We start from the raw sequence: 16431 nt of genomic DNA on the forward strand, positions 1-16431 counted from the left end.
CAAAGGTAGCCGCACCACCCCACGAGGTTAGTGCAGCTCATCAGCGGGTTTATCTTCGGGAAATTAAACGCCGGCTTTCGCGTTATTGCCCCGAATGGATACCCGGTTTCTATTGTGCTTCTTGCGACTGCTGGTTTTGGCCGGGCTAACATGGGCCCCCGCGGCGCGGGCCCAAACCTCCACGCTGGACCCCAACGCGCCTAATCAGCCTACCTTAGCCACTCCTCCCCTGCCGCCTGCCGCGCCACCTCCTGCCACGGTCGCGCCACGGGCACTGGCTCACCCCCGCGTGCTGCTGCTCGATGCCGAAGCCGCCGACCGGCCCCTCCTGCGCCGCTACAAAGTGAAAGCCACCGTGCCCGACTCCCTCAGTGCGCTGCGCGAAGTACGGGAACTGGTGCTGGCGATGCAGGGTGACGCCTACCTCACGGCCTCGGCCGATGAATTGCGCTGGGGCCACGACACGGTGCGGGTGCGCCTCTATGTGGGCGAGCAGTTCCGCTGGGCCTACCTGCGCAACGGCAACCTTGGCGATGGTCTGCTGACCCGCGCTGGCTACCGCGAGAAATTTTTTCGCCACACGCCTTTCCTGCCCCAGGACTGGGCCCGGCTGCAGGAGCGAATTCTGACCGAAGCCGAAAATCAGGGCTTTCCCTTCGCTACGGTGGGCCTCGACTCCATCCAGCTGAACAGCCATGATATTGCCGGCCGCGTGGTGCTGAAGCGAGGCCGGGCGGTGGTGTTTGATTCGCTACAAATCGTCGGCAATACCAAGACCAAGAAGCGTTTTCTGAGCAAATACCTCCAGATTTTCCCCGGCCAGCCCTTCAGCCAGCAGCGTGTGCTGGCCGCCGCGCAGCTACTACGCCAGCTGCCCTACGTGAAGCTGCGGGCCGAGCCAGAGGTTCGGTTTGCCCTGGGGCGGGCGCGGGTGTACCTGCTGCTCGATGACCGGCCTTCGAATCAGTTCGACGCCATCGTGGGCATTTTGCCAAACGCTGACCAGGCTAAAACCGGCGTGCAATTTACCGGCGACATCACCATCAACCTGCGCAATATCAAGGGCGGCGGCAAGCAGTTGGGCTTGCAATGGCGCAAAACCGACGCCCTCTCGCAGTTGCTTGACGTGCAGTATGTTCATCCCAATTTCTTTGGTACACCGCTGGAAGTGGCTGGTACGTTCAACCTCTATACGCAAACCAACGATTTTCTCACCCTGCGCCCCCGCCTGGAGGTAACCTACCCGACGGCGCGTGCCGGCCGCATCAGCTTTTTCACGGAGCAGCGCAGTTCGCAGTTGAGCTACGATAGCACCACGTACGCCAATTTAAGCCAGCTGCCTGAAAACATCGATTCGCAGTACAACTCCTACGGCTTGAGCTACGCTTGGAACAGCCTCGACGACTTATTTTTCCCACACCGCGGCTACCTGCTAACTGGCCAAGGCGCCGTGGGCACCAAAACCATCAGTAAAAACGGGAAAGTGAAGCCGGAATTCTACGATGGCGTGCCACTACGCTCCACTCAATACTCGTTTGGGCTGCGGGCCGAGCGCTACCTGCCCGTGAAGCGAGCGGGCGTGCTACTGCTGCGCCTACGAGGCGAGGGCTTGCTCAGCCCGCGGCTGTTCACCAACGACTTATTCCGGCTGGGAGGTCTTAACTCCCTGCGCGGCTTCAATGAAAACCAGTTTTACACCAGCTCCTACGCCATGGCTACGGTTGAATTCCGGCAGTTTATTGGGGCTGACTCCTTCGTGTTTCTATTTGCTGACCAGGCCTATACCCGCCACGATGTACCAAACGACCGATATGCTGACCAGCCAACCGGCGTAGGCACCGGCCTAAGCTTCCGCACCGGGGCGGGGCTATTCCAATTCGTGTACTCGGTGGGCCGCGCCACTGACCAAGCCTTTGAGCTAAAGTCCTCAAAAATTCATTTCGGCCTAACCAGCCGTTTCTAAGGAAAAGTGGCGCGGAGCCTTCGCTCCGCATAGCCGCACAATCCGCCTGTCCGCGTACATCAGCATGGCAAGTGAACGGCTGCCGACCTGCGCGGCTCCGCGGAGCAAAGGCTCCGCGCCACGGGGAAGCCCGCCATTTCGTCGGCTTTTATCAGGGTCAAAAGCCATTTTCCGCCACTGTGGCCGGGGATGGATTATTCATGCCAAAAAATCCGCCAATACGTCTGATATCCAGAGTAGATACCAACCGAATGAGATTGGTACATCGTTTGTCATAGCAAGCCCGAAGCCGCCCCTAAAACCGGCTCTTTGCCATGAAATTTATCAGCCCAAAATTCATCCGTACCATCGCCCCGCAGCTTGACTTGCTCAATACAATCGGCGGCGGCGTGGCCCAGCCCCAGCTCCGCGTCGACCAGCGTCCGAAAGGCGTGATTTTGCGCGTAGCTATGCCCACCGTGCCAGCTGATAGCTTCCGCGTGGTGCTCAACCAACAACGCCTGACGGTGTTCGGCGAGTACCGCCACGAGCCCACCGACCAGCTGGCCGCTCCTCTCTTTATGCAAACGCTCGATCTGCCCAATAACCTCGACTTGGCCCGTATCGACGCCGTGCATGAGGGCAATGAGTTGCAAGTGCGCATTCCTTTCCTGAGTCCCACTGACCAGCAGCGCGAAATCGATATTCGGCACAACTAATCCAGCCGCTGCCGCGCTGAGTTAACAACAATTGTTAACTGTTACCCAATTTATAACGCCGGGACCGACCGGCACCGCAGTCCATTAATAACGCCGGGACCGACCGGCCGCCTTCCCCGTTTCAGGGTTTTACTCTTGAGCCACCGCCCATAGCGGTGGTTTTGTTTTTATGGGCCTTTTGTGGTTTATAGTTCAGCCTGTATCGCTACCCAAACAGGGGAATAATCAGCAAAAAGCTCATCACCAAGGCCAGGTAGAACCACCCCATTACCTGACCGCGGTATCGGCGCGGCAGGCGGTTGCTGAGCACCAGCATGGCCGTAATGACTAACCCTAAGTGCGCCACGAAAAACACCATTGTCTTCACCCAGTTACTGACAATGGTATTTTCAGCCTGGTATTGATTCGACTCGCCGAGCCCCGACGTGAGATAGCGCAGGCCGCAAAAGGCTACGGTTTCGAAAACTACAAACAGGAGCAAGCCCAGCAGCAGCGCTGTTTTTGAAGATTTTTCAGATATTTCAGCCATCAGCGCTACGGGCGGGGACGGCCTTGCACCTCGGCGGAGCGGGCCTTGATATACAATTCCTCAACCTTGGCCCGGGCCCAGGGGGTACGCCGCAAAAAAGTCAGGCTGGACTTGATGCTGGGATTTTCGGCAAAGCAGTTCATGCGCAGGCGCGCATCAAGCTCAGGCCAGCCATAGGCTGCCACTAAATACTCAAGGATGTTGGCCAAAGTGACGCCGTGCAGCTCGCGGATGAGGTGGCCGGATTCGTCGCGGGCATCGGCAGTGCGGAGGAAGGACATGGGATAAATAAGGAGCTGGAAGTGTAAAGTTGGCGAAAAGCCGGGGCTTCACGCACGATGCCGCCGGGCCGAGCGTTATTTTTGGGCACCCCTTCCCTATGCCACCGCCTCCCACCGCCAACACCACCACGAAGTCTGCCCGACGCCCAACGCGGCGCGGGCCGTGGCGGCGTGGACTGCTGGTAGTCGTGCTCCTGGGGCTGGCATTGGGCCTGACCTATTACGCGCGCCACCAAGTGCAGTTGAATAGGTATGCGCGCCGGGCCTGGGCCACCTTCACGAAAGGCGGCCTCACGGGTCGGGAGAAAACCCCACTGCTGGCCGGTTATTCCGTGCATGGCATTGACGTTTCGGCCTACCAGGGACACATTGACTGGCCCGAGGTAGCACGCAACCGCGTGCGCTTTGCCTTCATCAAGGCCAGCGAGGGAGCCACGCTCCGCGACCCACGCTTTGCGCGCAACTGGCGCCAGGCCCGCGCCGCGGGCGTACTCTGTGGCGCGTATCACTATTTCCAACCCAATCGTAACGGCCAGATTCAGGCCGATCTATTTGCCCGCACCGTGCCGTTGGCTCCCGGCGATTTGCCACCCGTGCTCGACGTAGAGTCCTCTAGCTTTCACGATGTGGCTGTGCTGCGCCGGGAAGTAGCCCGCTGGCTGCGCCTCATTGAGGCGCACTACGGCGTGCGCCCCATCTTGTACTCCAATCACAGTTTCTACAAGCGCCACCTCGCCGGACACTTCGATAAGTATCCGCTCTGGCTGGCTCACTACGAAGTAGAACGGCCCGCCCTGCCCCGCAGCAAGTGGATAATCTGGCAGCACTCCGACGAAGCTTACGTACCAGGTATTCGCGGCGTGGTCGATTTCAATGTGTTCAAGGGCAACTTTGAGGCGCTGCAGGCCCTGCGCATACCAGCCACCGAAACTGCTCAGACCCGATCCAAGCACCGCTAAGCACGCCCGCCGCCAACGAAGCCAACGCACCAAGTAATTTTTACAGTTGCAGTTCGCCGACTAGATTCTGTCTTTCGACGCGGTCTTAGCTTCCTTCTTCGTCATCCTGCCTTCCATCTTCTCGTCTTTTTTCGTCATCTTGCCATCGCCCTGTTGCACGTGCGCAGCCAGGAACGTGCACGATAAGGTCAGAGCCAAGAATAGTTTCAGAATGTTTTCATGAATAGGTGAAACGGTATTAAGTGGAAAGTCCAGACTAAAGCTTACCGTCAATTACAAAGCTTAGATGAAGTCAAATCAAAAGGCTAAAACACTGCATTTCAAATTATTTCATCCCTCCTTTTGGGTGCTGGTGCTCGCGGTTTTGCTCCCAGCCTGCAGCGGCAGCCGGAATGCCTTTACCCAGTCAGGTCAGGGTTCCTACTACGCCGATAAATTTGCCGGCCGGGCCACGGCCAGCGGTGCACCCTACCGCCCCGGTAAGATGACGGCGGCTCACAACACGCTCCCTTTCGGCACTCGCATCAAGGTAACCAACGTGCGCAACGGCAAGTCGGTGAAGGTGACCGTAAATGACCGGGGCCCCCACGTAAAAGGCCGCATCGTAGACGTGTCGCGCAAAGCTGCCCGTCAGCTCAACCTCGTCGATGCCGGCGTGGTGCCCGTGCAAATCAAGGTTATCAAGGCCGCCCCCACCCGCTAAGCGACTGGTCGGCTTCCTCATTTTATAAATACCTCACACTTCATGAATATTCGCAAAAAGGTGCGCTGGACCTTGCCATCCAATACAGGCCGCTACGCCGCCCTCGATCTATGGGTGCGTGCCGCTGAAACCCAAGGCTGGACCGAGGCCGAAATTCAATACGTTATGGACGAAGTAGTAGAAGCCGAAGACGATGCTGCCGGCCTGGAAGTGCTGGCCTGGTATACCGGCACTTAACGCTGATACATCAACCTTGGTAAAGCGCCTTGCGGCGCACCACGGGTAAGAGTGCAGCAACAGAGGTATAGGCTGCTAAGCCGACTGCGGCGCAGGACGCGCCGCCACGCGCACCCAGGCACCGGCCAAGGCCGCAAAGCCTCCAGCTAGGCCGGCAACTACACCCGCCACCAACACCAGCGCAACCGCTGAACCGCCCAGCGGCAACAGCTGCGCCACACGGTGGGCGAGCAACCCTTCGTTCTGGAAGGATAGCCAAGCGGCGGGCAGCCACCAGCTCAGACCCGCCCCACCAAATCCGGCCCAGAATGCTGCCCGGCCCGTAGGTGCCAGGCCCAACGCCACCACAAAAGCCGCCACTGCTAGGCTCCACCACGGCAAAGCCAGCTGGGCCACTGAGGCTACCAGTAGAATGAGAAACAACAGCAGCCAAGGATTACGCCTATTCATACCAACAAAGTAAAGGACGCTGCGCTTAATGAGGACTGGATACGGACCCTTAGCTTGTGTACGCGGCCTGGTGGGTTCACCTCACCGCCGGCTCTCTCCCATGGAGAAGGAAGCCTGATAGCGGGTGTGATATGTTCAGCATCGCTGAAGGATGAATTACCGCCTATCAATTCTTCTTTTCACCAAGCCTAGCGTCAAGCGGCGACTAGCACTTCTGGGTCGTTGTTGGCGGGCGAGTTCACACGCTTGCTGATGACATATGCCTGCATTGCAGTGGCATCGTACGGCAGGAGTAGCTGCTGGTGAGCGGTTAGGCCCAGACTATCGTTTAGCCAGGCTTGCTCGGCGGCACGGCTGGGCAGAATGACGGGCATGCGGTTGTGGATATTGACCATCAACTCGTTGGGCTCCGTAGTAATGATGGTAAACGTAGGGTGCAGCTCACCGGTAGTGCGGTCCAACCACTCATCCCAGAGGCCAGCGAAGGCGAAAGGTCGCTCATCGCAGAGCGAAATACGGTGTGGCACCTTGCCGGCTGGGGTGGCTTGCCATTCGAAGAAGCTATCGGCCAGCACCAGGCAGCGGCGGCGCCCCAGCAGCTGCCGAAACGACGGTTTTTCAGTCAATGTCTCGGCGCGGGCGTTGATGGGCTTGGGGCCGCTGGCGGGGTCGCGGCTCCAACTGGGCACGAGGCCCCAGCTCAGCAGCTGTATCTGGGCGGGAGCAGTGTTGGTAATGATGGGCAGCCGCTGGGAAGGCGCAGCGTTGTAAGTAGTCGGCGCGGGCTCAACGAATTGGGCCTCGAAGCGCTGCTCGGCAGCTGGAGCGGGGGTAATGAATGTATAACGACCGCACATAGAACCACAGATTTAACGGATTTAAGCGGATGGAACGCACGGTGAACATACCGCTTCGGTTTAGCACAAAGAAGGGCTGCCACAATACGGTTGTGCCCGTATTGTGGCAGCCCTTCTTTACGGCATCCTATGAGAATCCGTTCAATCTGCCTGGTTCCGTTAAGTTAGCGGTACAGCTGCTCGTAGTACTCCTTAGCCATGCGGCCCGACTCAAACTCGGGCTCTACGTCCTTCATGGCGGTTTTTACGATTTTCAGGAATTGCTTGGGCTGGTCGTAATACAGGGGCAGTACGGTAGTTTCCAGCACGTCGAGCAAGGAGGCAGCCTCCAGGTCGTCTTTCACATTTTCGGGTAGAGACTCATCGGCAGTCGAGATGAGGAAGCCATTTTCGCCGTTGCGGCAGAATTCTGGAATCCAGCCATCGGCGATGCTTAGGTTGACGCTGGCATTCATGGCGGCGGTCATGCCGCTGGTGCCGCTGGCCTCACGGGGGAAGCGGGGCGTGTTCAGCCAGATATCGGAACCCTTCTTGAGCGCGGCCGACAAGCCTAGCTCATAGCCGGTGAGCACGGCGCAGTTTTTCAACGGGGCCGTCCGCTTGATGATTTCATTAAACAAGGCCACCGCGCCGTAGTCTTTTGGATAGGGCTTGCCGGCCCAAATCATCTGGATGGGGCGCTGGGAGTTTGTGGCCAGGGCTACAAAGCGGTCGAAATGACGTAGAATCAAGTCGGCGCGCTTGTAACCGGCGAAACGCCGGGCCCACACGATGGTCAGCACCTCGGGGTCGAAGATGTTGCCGGTTTGGTCGGCCACAATTTTGAATAGGTCCTTTTTCAGCTCGCGCTTGCGGGCCAGTAGGGCGGTGTCGTCCTTGCTTTTGTTGGCGGCGGCCAACTGCGTGTCGCGCCAATAAGAGCCGTTCTGGCTATTGGTGATGGGAATAATGGGGGAAACACCTTCGTAATGACTCCACATTGCATTGGCCACCGTGCCGTGTACCTTGCTCACAGCGTTAGCCTTACGCGAGAAGCGCAGCGCGGTCAGGGTATAATTCAGCGCGTCGTTTTCGATGCGGGCCACGCGGCGAATTTCCTCCTCGGGCACGGGGCCGAAGAAGCTCATGTCCGTCAGCAGCTTCATGGGGCGCTCCTCGTTGCCAGCCAGCTCGGGCGTGTGCGTCGTGAATACGAGGCGTTTTTGCACCTCGGCCAGGTCGCGGCCATGCTTTTCGTAGAGGTAGAACGCCAGCGGCAGGCCGTGACCTTCGTTGAGATGGTAAACATCGGTTTGGCGACCGAGGAGGTCGAGCAGCTTGCCGCCGCCCACACCCAGCAAGATGCTTTGGGCCACGCGAGCGGCGGCGTCCGGGTCGTAGAGGTGGTGCGAGATGGTGCGCGAGAGGTGGTCATTCTCGGTAATGTCGGTGGTCAGGAAGAACATCGGCACTGTACCGAATACCTCCGGGGCTAGATACAGGGCCTTCACGTGCACATCGGCGCCGTGAATGGTGATGGGGAATATCAGGCCAGTGTCTTCGAGAAACGAGTAGTGCTTCTGGCGGAACTCGGGCCGCATGCTTTGGTCGGCGTTACGGTCCTGGTCGTAGTAGCCGAAAGTCCACAGAATGCTGATACCGACTAAGTTTTGCTTCAGCTCGTAGGCGGAGCGCATGTGCGAGCCAGCCAGGAAGCCCAGGCCACCAGAGTAGGTTTTGAGGGCTTGATCGACGGCAAATTCCATCGAGAAATATGCGGCGGCCGTCTTGTACTTAGCCGCAGGCGCGTAGGGTTTGAACGTAAAGGCCATAGAACTGAGATGCGCATGCTACTGCCTGCGCTTGAGAAAAAATGTCAAGTTGAAAAATAAGGTCCAGGTCCGAGGCCGTTTCCTATCGAGGCCGCAAGGTCCGAAGCTTTCAGTAAACAATACAAAAATCCGATATACCCTGAAGAATTGGACACTATATAACATCGGTTAACTTGTACATAATTAAGCAAATAACTACTAAACACAAAATATTAAGCACAAATCGATATCACCGGCTGGTATTGAAAATTAAGGATTTCTGAAAGGTTCGGTCAGGCGGCCTGTTTCCCTAGGTTAGGCGTTTTAACCTACGCTTTCAGTGCCTTTGAGTTGCTGAGGTTTCTCTAAACTCGGCCGCAGCTACGTTCATGCACACAGCGTGAGGGCACCTCATGTGGCCTCTAGGGGGGTCGTACCCGATAAGGTGAGCCCCTCTCCCGAGGCGGGAACAACTACAGAAGCCGGTTGAGTTAACCGGAACGGTGTAGAGACGCAATACTTTGCGTCTCCTCGTTGAACGAATACGGGGCGAATGGCGCGGGCACTGAGAAGCAAAGTGTTGCGTCTCTACACCGTTCTGAGTCACTTTTTTGCATAATGCAAACTGCTTCTGAGAGGATGACTATGGTGTTGGTCGTTTCACAACCTGACGGCAGGAACCGGTGAGCGTATTACTGGCTAAGCTCAGCGTAGGCGTTGATGCCCGAAGCTTTGAGTTGTGTAGAGCTACGCGGACATGTGGCAATCAGCTTCTACCCAGGTATAAGCAGGGCAAAGACTGGCATCGTATTTCACCATATTATTTAATTAATACAGTTTGCAATTCGATGGCCACTAACCTTAGAAACTTTCTCGTGGCAAATAGACCACAATTTTGTAACACGGCATATTGTAGCGTAAATGACTAATGGAAGTAGCTTTGTGATTCCTTTCCATATTTCTAACCCTGCTTTTGGTTTTATGCGCACGTCATTTTCTACCCGCTACCTAGTAGCGCCGCTGCTTGGTGCAGTACTATTTGCGAGTTGCTCCAAATCGGAACTCACGCCAGATGTTCCCATAGCTACTACCACGACGCAGTATGCTTCGGCCCCGGGTTTTCCCGAAGGGTTTGAAACGGGGACCAAGACGGCTTATGCCACGGGCAACGTGACGCTCGGCTCCGGTTCCTGGACGCTGACCGATGCCTTGATTGGCAACGCCAGCACCGACGCCAAGACGGGCGCGCAGTCGGCCCGCGTGCGCAACAGCGGCTCGCTGAGCATGGACATCGACTTGACCAGCGGCGCGGGCGTTGTGACCGTGGACCACGCCAAGTACGGCAGCGACGCCAGCGGCACCTGGGGACTGTGGGCTTCCACCAACAGTGGTGCGTCGTATGCCCAGGTAGGCAGCACCATCACCAGCAGCAGCACCACGCTGCAAACGGCCAGCTTCACCGTTAACCTGACTGGCACCGTGCGCCTGCAAGTACGCAAAACCGACGGCGGCACCAACCGCATCAACTTCGATAACATCACGGTGCAAAGCTTCGGCGAAGACACCGGAGGCGGCACCACGCCCCCGCCCACCACCGGTGGTGGAGGCAAGAAGTTCTTGTTCGATGCTACGCACGCTGAGCTGGCTGGTAACGCCGACTGGATACTGGACGTGAACGCCGGCACCGTGCCCCGTTTTCCCACGCCAGCCCAAAGCGGCATCACCAGCAGCACTCCCGAAACCTACTGGACGGGAGCCATTTCTGCCTGGGGCGTGGCCCTTGTGAAGCTGGGCAACACCGTAGAAAACCTACCTCCCGGCTCGGCCATTACCTATGGCAACACTTCCAACCCCCAGGATTTGACCAATTACAGCGTATTTGTAGTGGATGAGCCCAACACGCTGTTCACCGCCCCGGAGAAAGCGGCCATCATCAACTTCGTGAAAAACGGCGGCGGTTTGTTCATGATTGCCGACCACGACGTGTCGGACCGCAACAATGACGGCTACGACTCGCCCGCCATCTGGAACGACCTGATGGCCAACAACCCGGTGCAATCCAATCCCTTTGGCTACAGCATTGCGCTGACGAATATCTCGGAAAACAGCAGCAACGTTTTGGCCAGCAGCACCAACCCCATTCTGAATGGCTCGCAGGGCAAGGTAACGCAGTTGGAGTTCCACAACGGCGCCACTATTACTAAAACCAGCGGTTCGCAGGCACAGCCCCTCGTTTGGCGCAGTTCCTCTACGCAGGGCCTGAACAATATCATGTGCGCCAGCAGCACTTACGGTGCGGGTCGGGTTGTGGTCGTAGCCGACTCTTCGCCCGCCGATGACGGCACCGGCAGCCCCGGCAACAGGGTGTACCCCGGCTGGACCGACGTGGCCAGCCACGCCAAGCTCCACCTGAATGCCTCGCTCTGGCTGGCTGGCCAGCAGTAGCGCATTGGGCGGAGAGAGTGGCTTTGCTTCTTTAATATTACAGAAAGCCCGCTACCGGTTTCGGTAGCGGGCTTTTTTGTGGTCTTGAGCACCGGCTTGGGTCCAGTAGCCCGCGCCAGGGAAACGGTTACTTTTGATGCCAAAACTCCCACCAACTCCTTTTTCGCGCATGAAATTCCCTCGCTTACTGCTGGTCATTGTGCTGCCCTTGCTGGCGCTTACTAGTCCAATTTCGGCTCGTGTCAGCCCGGTTTTGGCGACTACGCGGGCGGCTTCCCGCACCGTCCTGGCCGCTAAGCCTGCTTCCGGCCTCCGGGTAGACCCTACTTATTGGTGGGTGGGTATGAAAAATCCCAAGCTACAGTTGCTGGTGAACGGACCGGGCGTTGGGAAAGCCACGGCGAGCCTGGCGACGTATCCGGGCGTAACGCTGGAGGGTGTGCAGAAGGTGGAGAGCCCCAATTACCTCGTCATCAACCTCACTATTAGCCCGGAGGCCAAGCCGGGCCAGCTCAAGCTGGAATTCAAGGGCAGTAAAACACTCTCTTACGCCTACGAATTGCGGGCCCGCAACACCGACCCTAACCGCACGCAGAGCCTCACGCAAGCCGACTTCATTTACCTGCTGATGCCCGACCGTTTCGCGAACGGCAACCCGAAGAACGACGTAGTGAAGGGCACCCGCGTCAACCACGTGGCCCGCGACTCGATGTACGCCCGCCACGGCGGCGACATCAAGGGGATTCAGGACCATTTTGCTTATTTCAAGCAGCTCGGAGTCACGGCTATCTGGCCCACGCCGCTGGTAGAAAACAACATGCCCAAAGCCAGCTACCACGGCTATGCCGTGACGGACTGCTACAAGATAGACCCGCGCTACGGGACCAATGAAGAATACGTGCAGTTTGTGAAAGCTGCTCATGGGCAGGGCCTGAAAGTGGTACAGGACATCGTGCTCAACCACTGGGGCAGCTACCACCACCTGTTTCTCGACAAGCCGGCGGCCGACTGGTTCCACAACTTCCCCACGTTCACGCGCAGCAACTACAATGCCTTCGCCCTCAACGACCCCCACGGCTCGGCCCTGGACCGTAAGCTGTACAACGACGGCTGGTTCGACGTGACCATGCCGGACGTGAATCAGGGAAACCCACTGGTGGTTACTTATATGATTCAGAACTTTCTGTGGTGGGTGGAGAGCACGGGCATCGATGGCTACCGCATTGACACTTATCCTTATTCTGACCCGCAGTTTCTGATGACCTGGGGCAAGGCCATTGCCGAAGAATATCCCAAGCTGACTTTATTTGGCGAGGCCTGGGAAGGCACGGAGGCTGAGCAGGCCTTCTTTGCCCAGAATATTCTGCCGCCCGTCGATGGCTTTAAGTCGAACCTGCCGGGGGTGCTCGATTTTCAGATTTACTTCGCCATCGGCGACGCGCTCAAGGACGATAACGGCGACCTCAGCAAGCTCTACCGCGCCCTGCAGGCCGACTGGCTGTACGTTGACGCCACGCGCAACGTGCCCTTCCTCGACAATCACGATATGAGCCGCTTCTATTCAGTTATCGGGGAGAATTTCAACAAGTATAAGATGGGCCTCGCCTGGCTGCTCACCCTGCGCGGCACTCCGCAGCTCTACTACGGCACCGAGGTGCTGATGAAGAACTTCTCGAACCCCGACGGCAAGGTGCGCGAGGACTTTCCCGGCGGCTGGGCCGGGGATAAAACCAACTATTTCACGGCCCGCCCCGGCCAGGCCGGCGAAGCCTTCGACTACGTGAGCAAGCTGGCCAACTACCGGAAGACCCACCCCGTGCTATCGGGCGGCAAGCTGATGCAGTTCATTCCGCAGGACGGGGTATACACGTACTTCCGCTACAACGAGGGCGGCGAGTGCGTGATGATTATCGCCAACAACACCAAGGAAGAGAAGAAGGTAGACGGCACGCGCTTCGCCGAGCGGACCAATGGATTCTCCTCGGGCGTTGAGGTGGTGAGCGGAGCCGCTATCTCCGATTTGAAGACCCTGCGCGTACCGGCCCACACAGCTTGGGTGGTGGAGCTGCGCAAATAGCACCCGGCTTTGAGGAGGCAAAACGGACGGCGTCAGCTAGCGTTCGAGGATACCGGTGAACTGGCTGATGAGGAAGATGTGCTCCCGCAGCTTCACTTTCTCCAGGTGCTCCACGGTTTCGGGGCCGCCCAGGGCCAGCAGGGGCACGTAGCCGAAGCACTCATCAAAGCCGGGCTCGCCTAAACGTTCGCGAGCGGCCAAGTAGGGCTCCCAACGCAAGTCCTCACTTAGGAAGTCCTCATCGCTCAGATTGCGGAAGAAGATACTGAAGTTTTGACCGACGGTATCAGTGATTCCGTGACGATAATCCAGCAACTCTAAAGAATCAAGCTCCCACACGAGCAAGTCGCCCATCCCAGTAGCGAAGAGCACGACGGGCGGGGCCGGAGCGGGAGTGCTGGTGAGCTGATAGGTATCGGCCAACAGATCGGCGTAGTCGTCGGGGTTAACCACCTTCAGGTAGCCCTCGCAGAAGGAGCCAAAGCCATATTGCTCCCACACCTCCAGCAGTTCCGGTGGTACCCGGTCGCGGTAACGGGTGAGGAGTTCCGGCGTGGGCCGGTCAACAATCGTATAGTCAGGAAAACGGGCAAGCAACTTAGTCAGCATAGCGGAGTGGGGGAAGGAAAACAATAGTGGCACGAGCGGACCCGCCCTGCTACAGTACTGGTAAGACAATGTCCAGGTAGGTGGTAGCCCGCTCTTCCGGGGTCATGGCCGCGGCATAGGCGCGGATTTGGCGGTCAATACCCTTGATGCGCTTGGGCCAAGCCCCACCGATAGCGTAGTTGACTCGGGCATCACCCACGCCCGTAATCAGGTGGCCGTGGCCACCGGCAATCTGGTCTGGGTCGTGAAGCGCTGTTTGCGTATCCAGCCACTGGTCTGCTTGCGTTCGCACTTCTTTACGAGTAAGGTTTGGGTTTTGAACTTGCAACTCGTCTATCTTTTTGCGTAAAGCAATTTTTCGTGCTACTTCCTGCGCCTTATTCCCTTTGGGGTCACGGCCATCGGGCTTGGTTTCTTTACGCTGCATGTAGGCATCGCGGTTGGCGAGGAACTCGGCCACGGTGAGCCGGTTCAGGCCGTGCTGCTGGCCCGTGAGCTGGCGCACGTACTCGCCCCGATCCAGGGCGGGCTTGTGTTTGGTAGCCCCCTTCACCTCAAACGGCGGGTCGGCCGTGATGCGCGGCAGGCGGGGCACTCCGTCGGGGCCCACCACGAAGGGCCGGGCTGCCGTTAGGGCGACGGCCACGGGCGGCACCCCATGGTCCCGAGCAGGGGGCGCCACGAATGCCGCAGCCGGCCCGCCCACGCTCATCGTGAAGCCGCCGGGGCCGGTCAGCTCCACGTAAGCCACGTAACGCCCGTTTTCGCCTTCCTCGAACTCCTCCTCGTAGCGGGTGCAGTAGGCTATGGCCAGGTTCACGGTTTCGATGGCCCGCCCCCCGGCGCTGTCGAGGAAGGTGACATGAGCCGGGTAGTGCGTGGCCGGGGCCGCAGCCAGGGCTTCGATAAAGTCGTCGTTAGGCACATCCATCACCAATTCCAGCTTGCCGTAGCGGACGCGCTCGATGGCCCGGCCCCGGTCGTTGGTGCCCTGATGGACGCCGTAGGTACAGCTGATGAGGGGGTAGACGTGCCCGGCCACGTGCAGCTCGGCATAGATGGCGCCCATTGGTAGAAAAGTATATAGTGGCAGGAGGCCCCAAAGCTACGGCAGCGCCCCTGATACCAGTTGTCGGCAGCTCCTGAGCGGCGAGTGGTACGTAGGGGAAAAACATTGGTGACGGATTATTCCCTACGTGGCAGGTAGGGAATAATCCGTCACCAATGTTTTTCCCCTACTAGTCCAATGATCTACTTTTGTATGGTGCCGCGCCGGGCCACTTTTCCGAGGCGGTGGCTGCGGATATGAGCCGACGGGTCAGTGTATCGGAGACGGTGGGGGCGCGGGTGCGCAATTACTTCGGGCTAAGCCAAGCCGAGCTGGCGCGCTACCTGGGCGTGTCGGAGGGATTTACCGGGCACCTGGAAAGTGGCCGGCGTGCCCTCCCCTTTAAGCTGGGGCAGATGCTCGATGCGCTGGCCCGCCCCATTCCGGCCACCTTCCCTCCCCTCGATACCCCACCGGCCCCCGCCGACCTGGGCCCGCCCGAGCCGGCTCCCCTCGAAGCCCGGCTCGACTACTGCCGCCACCACGCTCGCCGCCTGCGCCGGGCCCTGCGCCCGCTGGTGGCTCAGGCTGCCTACGCCGCCCGCTGGCGCGCTGCATTGCCTACTCTGCGCGCTGCCCTGCCGCCCGACCCTGGCGGCGAGGAGCCACCGGTGCACACCGGGCCGGGGCGTTGGGCCGCCTTCCTGGTGTGGTACCGCTGGCGCTGGCTGGCCGACCGCCCCACGGAATTGCCGCCCAGCCTCAGCGCCCGCTACCACCTGCTGCGCCTGCAAGCCGAAGCCCTCGAAATGGAGGCGGCAGCCCTGGAACAGCTCCTCGAACGGCCGGCGGCGGGCGCCGTTTCGGAAGATACCCCGGCCGCGTAAACCTCTTCCGTGGCGCTTCACGCCCCTGCCGCGCCTTTGGGAAACGCTTTTTCCTTGCGTAATCTTGCCCTTATGACCGACCTCACCGACCAAGTAGTTATCGTATCCGGCGCGAGCCGTGGCATTGGCCGGGCCGTGGCCCTGCTGCTGGCCCTGCAAGGCGCCAAAGTAGTGGCCGTGGCCCGCAGCGAAGACGAGCTAACCGAGCTAACCCGCAAAACCCAAGGCCTGAGCATCGTGGCCGACGTGGCCGACGAGACAGATGCCCAGCACGTTATCGACGAGACCCTGCGCCACTACGGCCAGCTCGACATCCTGATTTGCAACGCCGGCGTGGGCTCCTTCAACAACCTGGAGCAGTTCGGCGCGGCCGAGTGGGACCGGATGTTCGACACCAACGTGAAGGGCACTTTCCTGCTGTGCAAAGCCGCCGTGCCCCATTTCAAAGCCCAGAAGAAAGGGCACATCATCGGCATTGCCTCCGATGTATCGAAGCGGACTTTTGCCCACGGCACGGCTTACGGCGCCAGCAAATACGCCCAGGACGCCCTGCTGGGCAGCTTGCGCAAGGAAGTGCGCCCGCACGGCATCAAAGTGAGCACAATTTATCCGGGGCTGGTCGATACATATTTTAACGACACCACGCCCGGCAGCGCGGAAGCCGAGAAAACCCACCTCCGCCCGGTCGACATTGCCCAGGCCGTGCGCTACGTGCTCGAAGCCCCACCCCACGTGGTGGTCGATGAGCTGATGCTGCACCCCCTCACGCAGGAATGGTAGACCCGGTGGGTAGTGAGCCATGAATAGTCAGGACCTGGCAATGATTTTGTTGTTCCTGCTAACTATTTATCGCACATTACCTACTGTTAATTGTTGACTGACCTGTTATCTTGCCGCA

At 58.9% G+C, this 16431-nt stretch carries 16 protein-coding genes; 9 read left to right on the top strand and 7 right to left on the bottom strand.

Going from position 1 to position 16431, the window contains the following annotated elements; all coding sequences use genetic code 11:
• Positions 1–94: 94 nt before the first annotated feature.
• Positions 95–1963, top strand: coding sequence for a BamA/TamA family outer membrane protein (locus WX88_RS08445; RefSeq protein ID WP_052732492.1), 1869 nt, complete (start codon positions 95–97; stop codon positions 1961–1963).
• A gap of 314 nt (positions 1964–2277) precedes the next feature.
• Positions 2278–2661: an Hsp20/alpha crystallin family protein gene (locus WX88_RS08450; RefSeq protein ID WP_046243923.1), complete on the top strand. Its 384-nt coding sequence runs from the start codon at positions 2278–2280 to the stop codon at positions 2659–2661.
• A gap of 205 nt (positions 2662–2866) precedes the next feature.
• Here the strand turns inward: WX88_RS08450 and WX88_RS08455 are convergent, their stop codons facing one another.
• Together WX88_RS08455 and WX88_RS08460 are read right to left on the bottom strand one after the other, a co-directional pair.
• Positions 2867–3190 (bottom strand): hypothetical protein, encoded by a 324-nt coding sequence (locus WX88_RS08455; protein ID WP_046243924.1) that lies wholly within the window; start codon positions 3188–3190, stop codon positions 2867–2869.
• A gap of 5 nt (positions 3191–3195) precedes the next feature.
• Positions 3196–3471: a VF530 family protein gene (locus tag WX88_RS08460; protein ID WP_046243925.1), complete on the bottom strand. Its 276-nt coding sequence runs from the start codon at positions 3469–3471 to the stop codon at positions 3196–3198.
• Between the two features lie 98 nt (positions 3472–3569).
• On the opposite strand from WX88_RS08460, the gene WX88_RS08465 reads away from it, so the two are divergent.
• The 3 genes from WX88_RS08465 (at position 3570) to WX88_RS08480 (ending at position 5370) form a co-directional block, all read left to right on the top strand.
• Positions 3570–4430, top strand: coding sequence for a glycoside hydrolase family 25 protein (locus tag WX88_RS08465; protein ID WP_052732494.1), 861 nt, complete (start codon positions 3570–3572; stop codon positions 4428–4430).
• A gap of 286 nt (positions 4431–4716) precedes the next feature.
• On the top strand, positions 4717–5133 hold the full coding sequence (locus tag WX88_RS08475) for a septal ring lytic transglycosylase RlpA family protein (protein WP_072052970.1): 417 nt from the start codon (positions 4717–4719) through the stop codon (positions 5131–5133).
• Positions 5134–5175: 42 nt separating this feature from the next.
• A complete protein-coding gene (locus WX88_RS08480; RefSeq protein ID WP_046243927.1) occupies positions 5176–5370 on the top strand; it encodes a hypothetical protein in 195 nt (64 codons plus the stop codon).
• 75 nt (positions 5371–5445) lie between these two features.
• On the opposite strand, the gene WX88_RS08485 is transcribed toward WX88_RS08480, so the two are convergent.
• The 3 genes from WX88_RS08485 to glgP form a co-directional block, all read right to left on the bottom strand.
• Positions 5446–5820, bottom strand: a complete 375-nt coding sequence (locus WX88_RS08485) for a hypothetical protein (protein WP_046243928.1) — start codon at positions 5818–5820, stop codon at positions 5446–5448.
• Positions 5821–6014: 194 nt separating this feature from the next.
• Positions 6015–6677, bottom strand: coding sequence for an SOS response-associated peptidase (locus WX88_RS08490; RefSeq protein ID WP_046243929.1), 663 nt, complete (start codon positions 6675–6677; stop codon positions 6015–6017).
• A 164-nt stretch (positions 6678–6841) separates the two neighbouring features.
• Positions 6842–8488, bottom strand: coding sequence for an alpha-glucan family phosphorylase (glgP, locus tag WX88_RS08495; RefSeq protein WP_046243930.1), 1647 nt, complete (start codon positions 8486–8488; stop codon positions 6842–6844).
• Positions 8489–9448: 960 nt separating this feature from the next.
• Here glgP and WX88_RS08500 point away from each other — a divergent pair.
• Both WX88_RS08500 and WX88_RS08505 read left to right on the top strand, forming a co-directional pair.
• The gene (locus WX88_RS08500) at positions 9449–10912 is read left to right on the top strand and encodes a hypothetical protein (protein WP_046243931.1); all 1464 of its coding nucleotides are present in this window, start codon (positions 9449–9451) and stop codon (positions 10910–10912) included.
• A 169-nt stretch (positions 10913–11081) separates the two neighbouring features.
• A complete protein-coding gene (locus tag WX88_RS08505; protein ID WP_052732496.1) occupies positions 11082–12989 on the top strand; it encodes a glycoside hydrolase family 13 protein in 1908 nt (635 codons plus the stop codon).
• 36 nt (positions 12990–13025) lie between these two features.
• Here WX88_RS08505 and WX88_RS08510 read toward each other — a convergent pair whose 3' ends face one another.
• Positions 13026–13598, bottom strand: a complete 573-nt coding sequence (locus WX88_RS08510; protein ID WP_052732497.1) for a T6SS immunity protein Tdi1 domain-containing protein — start codon at positions 13596–13598, stop codon at positions 13026–13028.
• A gap of 49 nt (positions 13599–13647) precedes the next feature.
• Positions 13648–14667 (bottom strand): type VI secretion system tube protein TssD, encoded by a 1020-nt coding sequence (gene tssD / locus WX88_RS28660; RefSeq protein WP_052732498.1) that lies wholly within the window; start codon positions 14665–14667, stop codon positions 13648–13650.
• Between the two features lie 236 nt (positions 14668–14903).
• Between tssD and WX88_RS08520 the strand changes: the two genes are divergently transcribed.
• Both WX88_RS08520 and WX88_RS08525 read left to right on the top strand, forming a co-directional pair.
• Complete coding sequence (locus WX88_RS08520) at positions 14904–15533, top strand: helix-turn-helix domain-containing protein (RefSeq protein ID WP_156176023.1); 630 nt, start codon at positions 14904–14906, stop codon at positions 15531–15533.
• Positions 15534–15605: 72 nt separating this feature from the next.
• Positions 15606–16313: an SDR family oxidoreductase gene (locus WX88_RS08525; protein ID WP_046243933.1), complete on the top strand. Its 708-nt coding sequence runs from the start codon at positions 15606–15608 to the stop codon at positions 16311–16313.
• Positions 16314–16431 lie beyond the last annotated feature (118 nt).

It is taken from the genome of Hymenobacter terrenus, from assembly GCF_000972495.1.
Lineage (GTDB): Bacteria > Bacteroidota > Bacteroidia > Cytophagales > Hymenobacteraceae > Hymenobacter > Hymenobacter terrenus.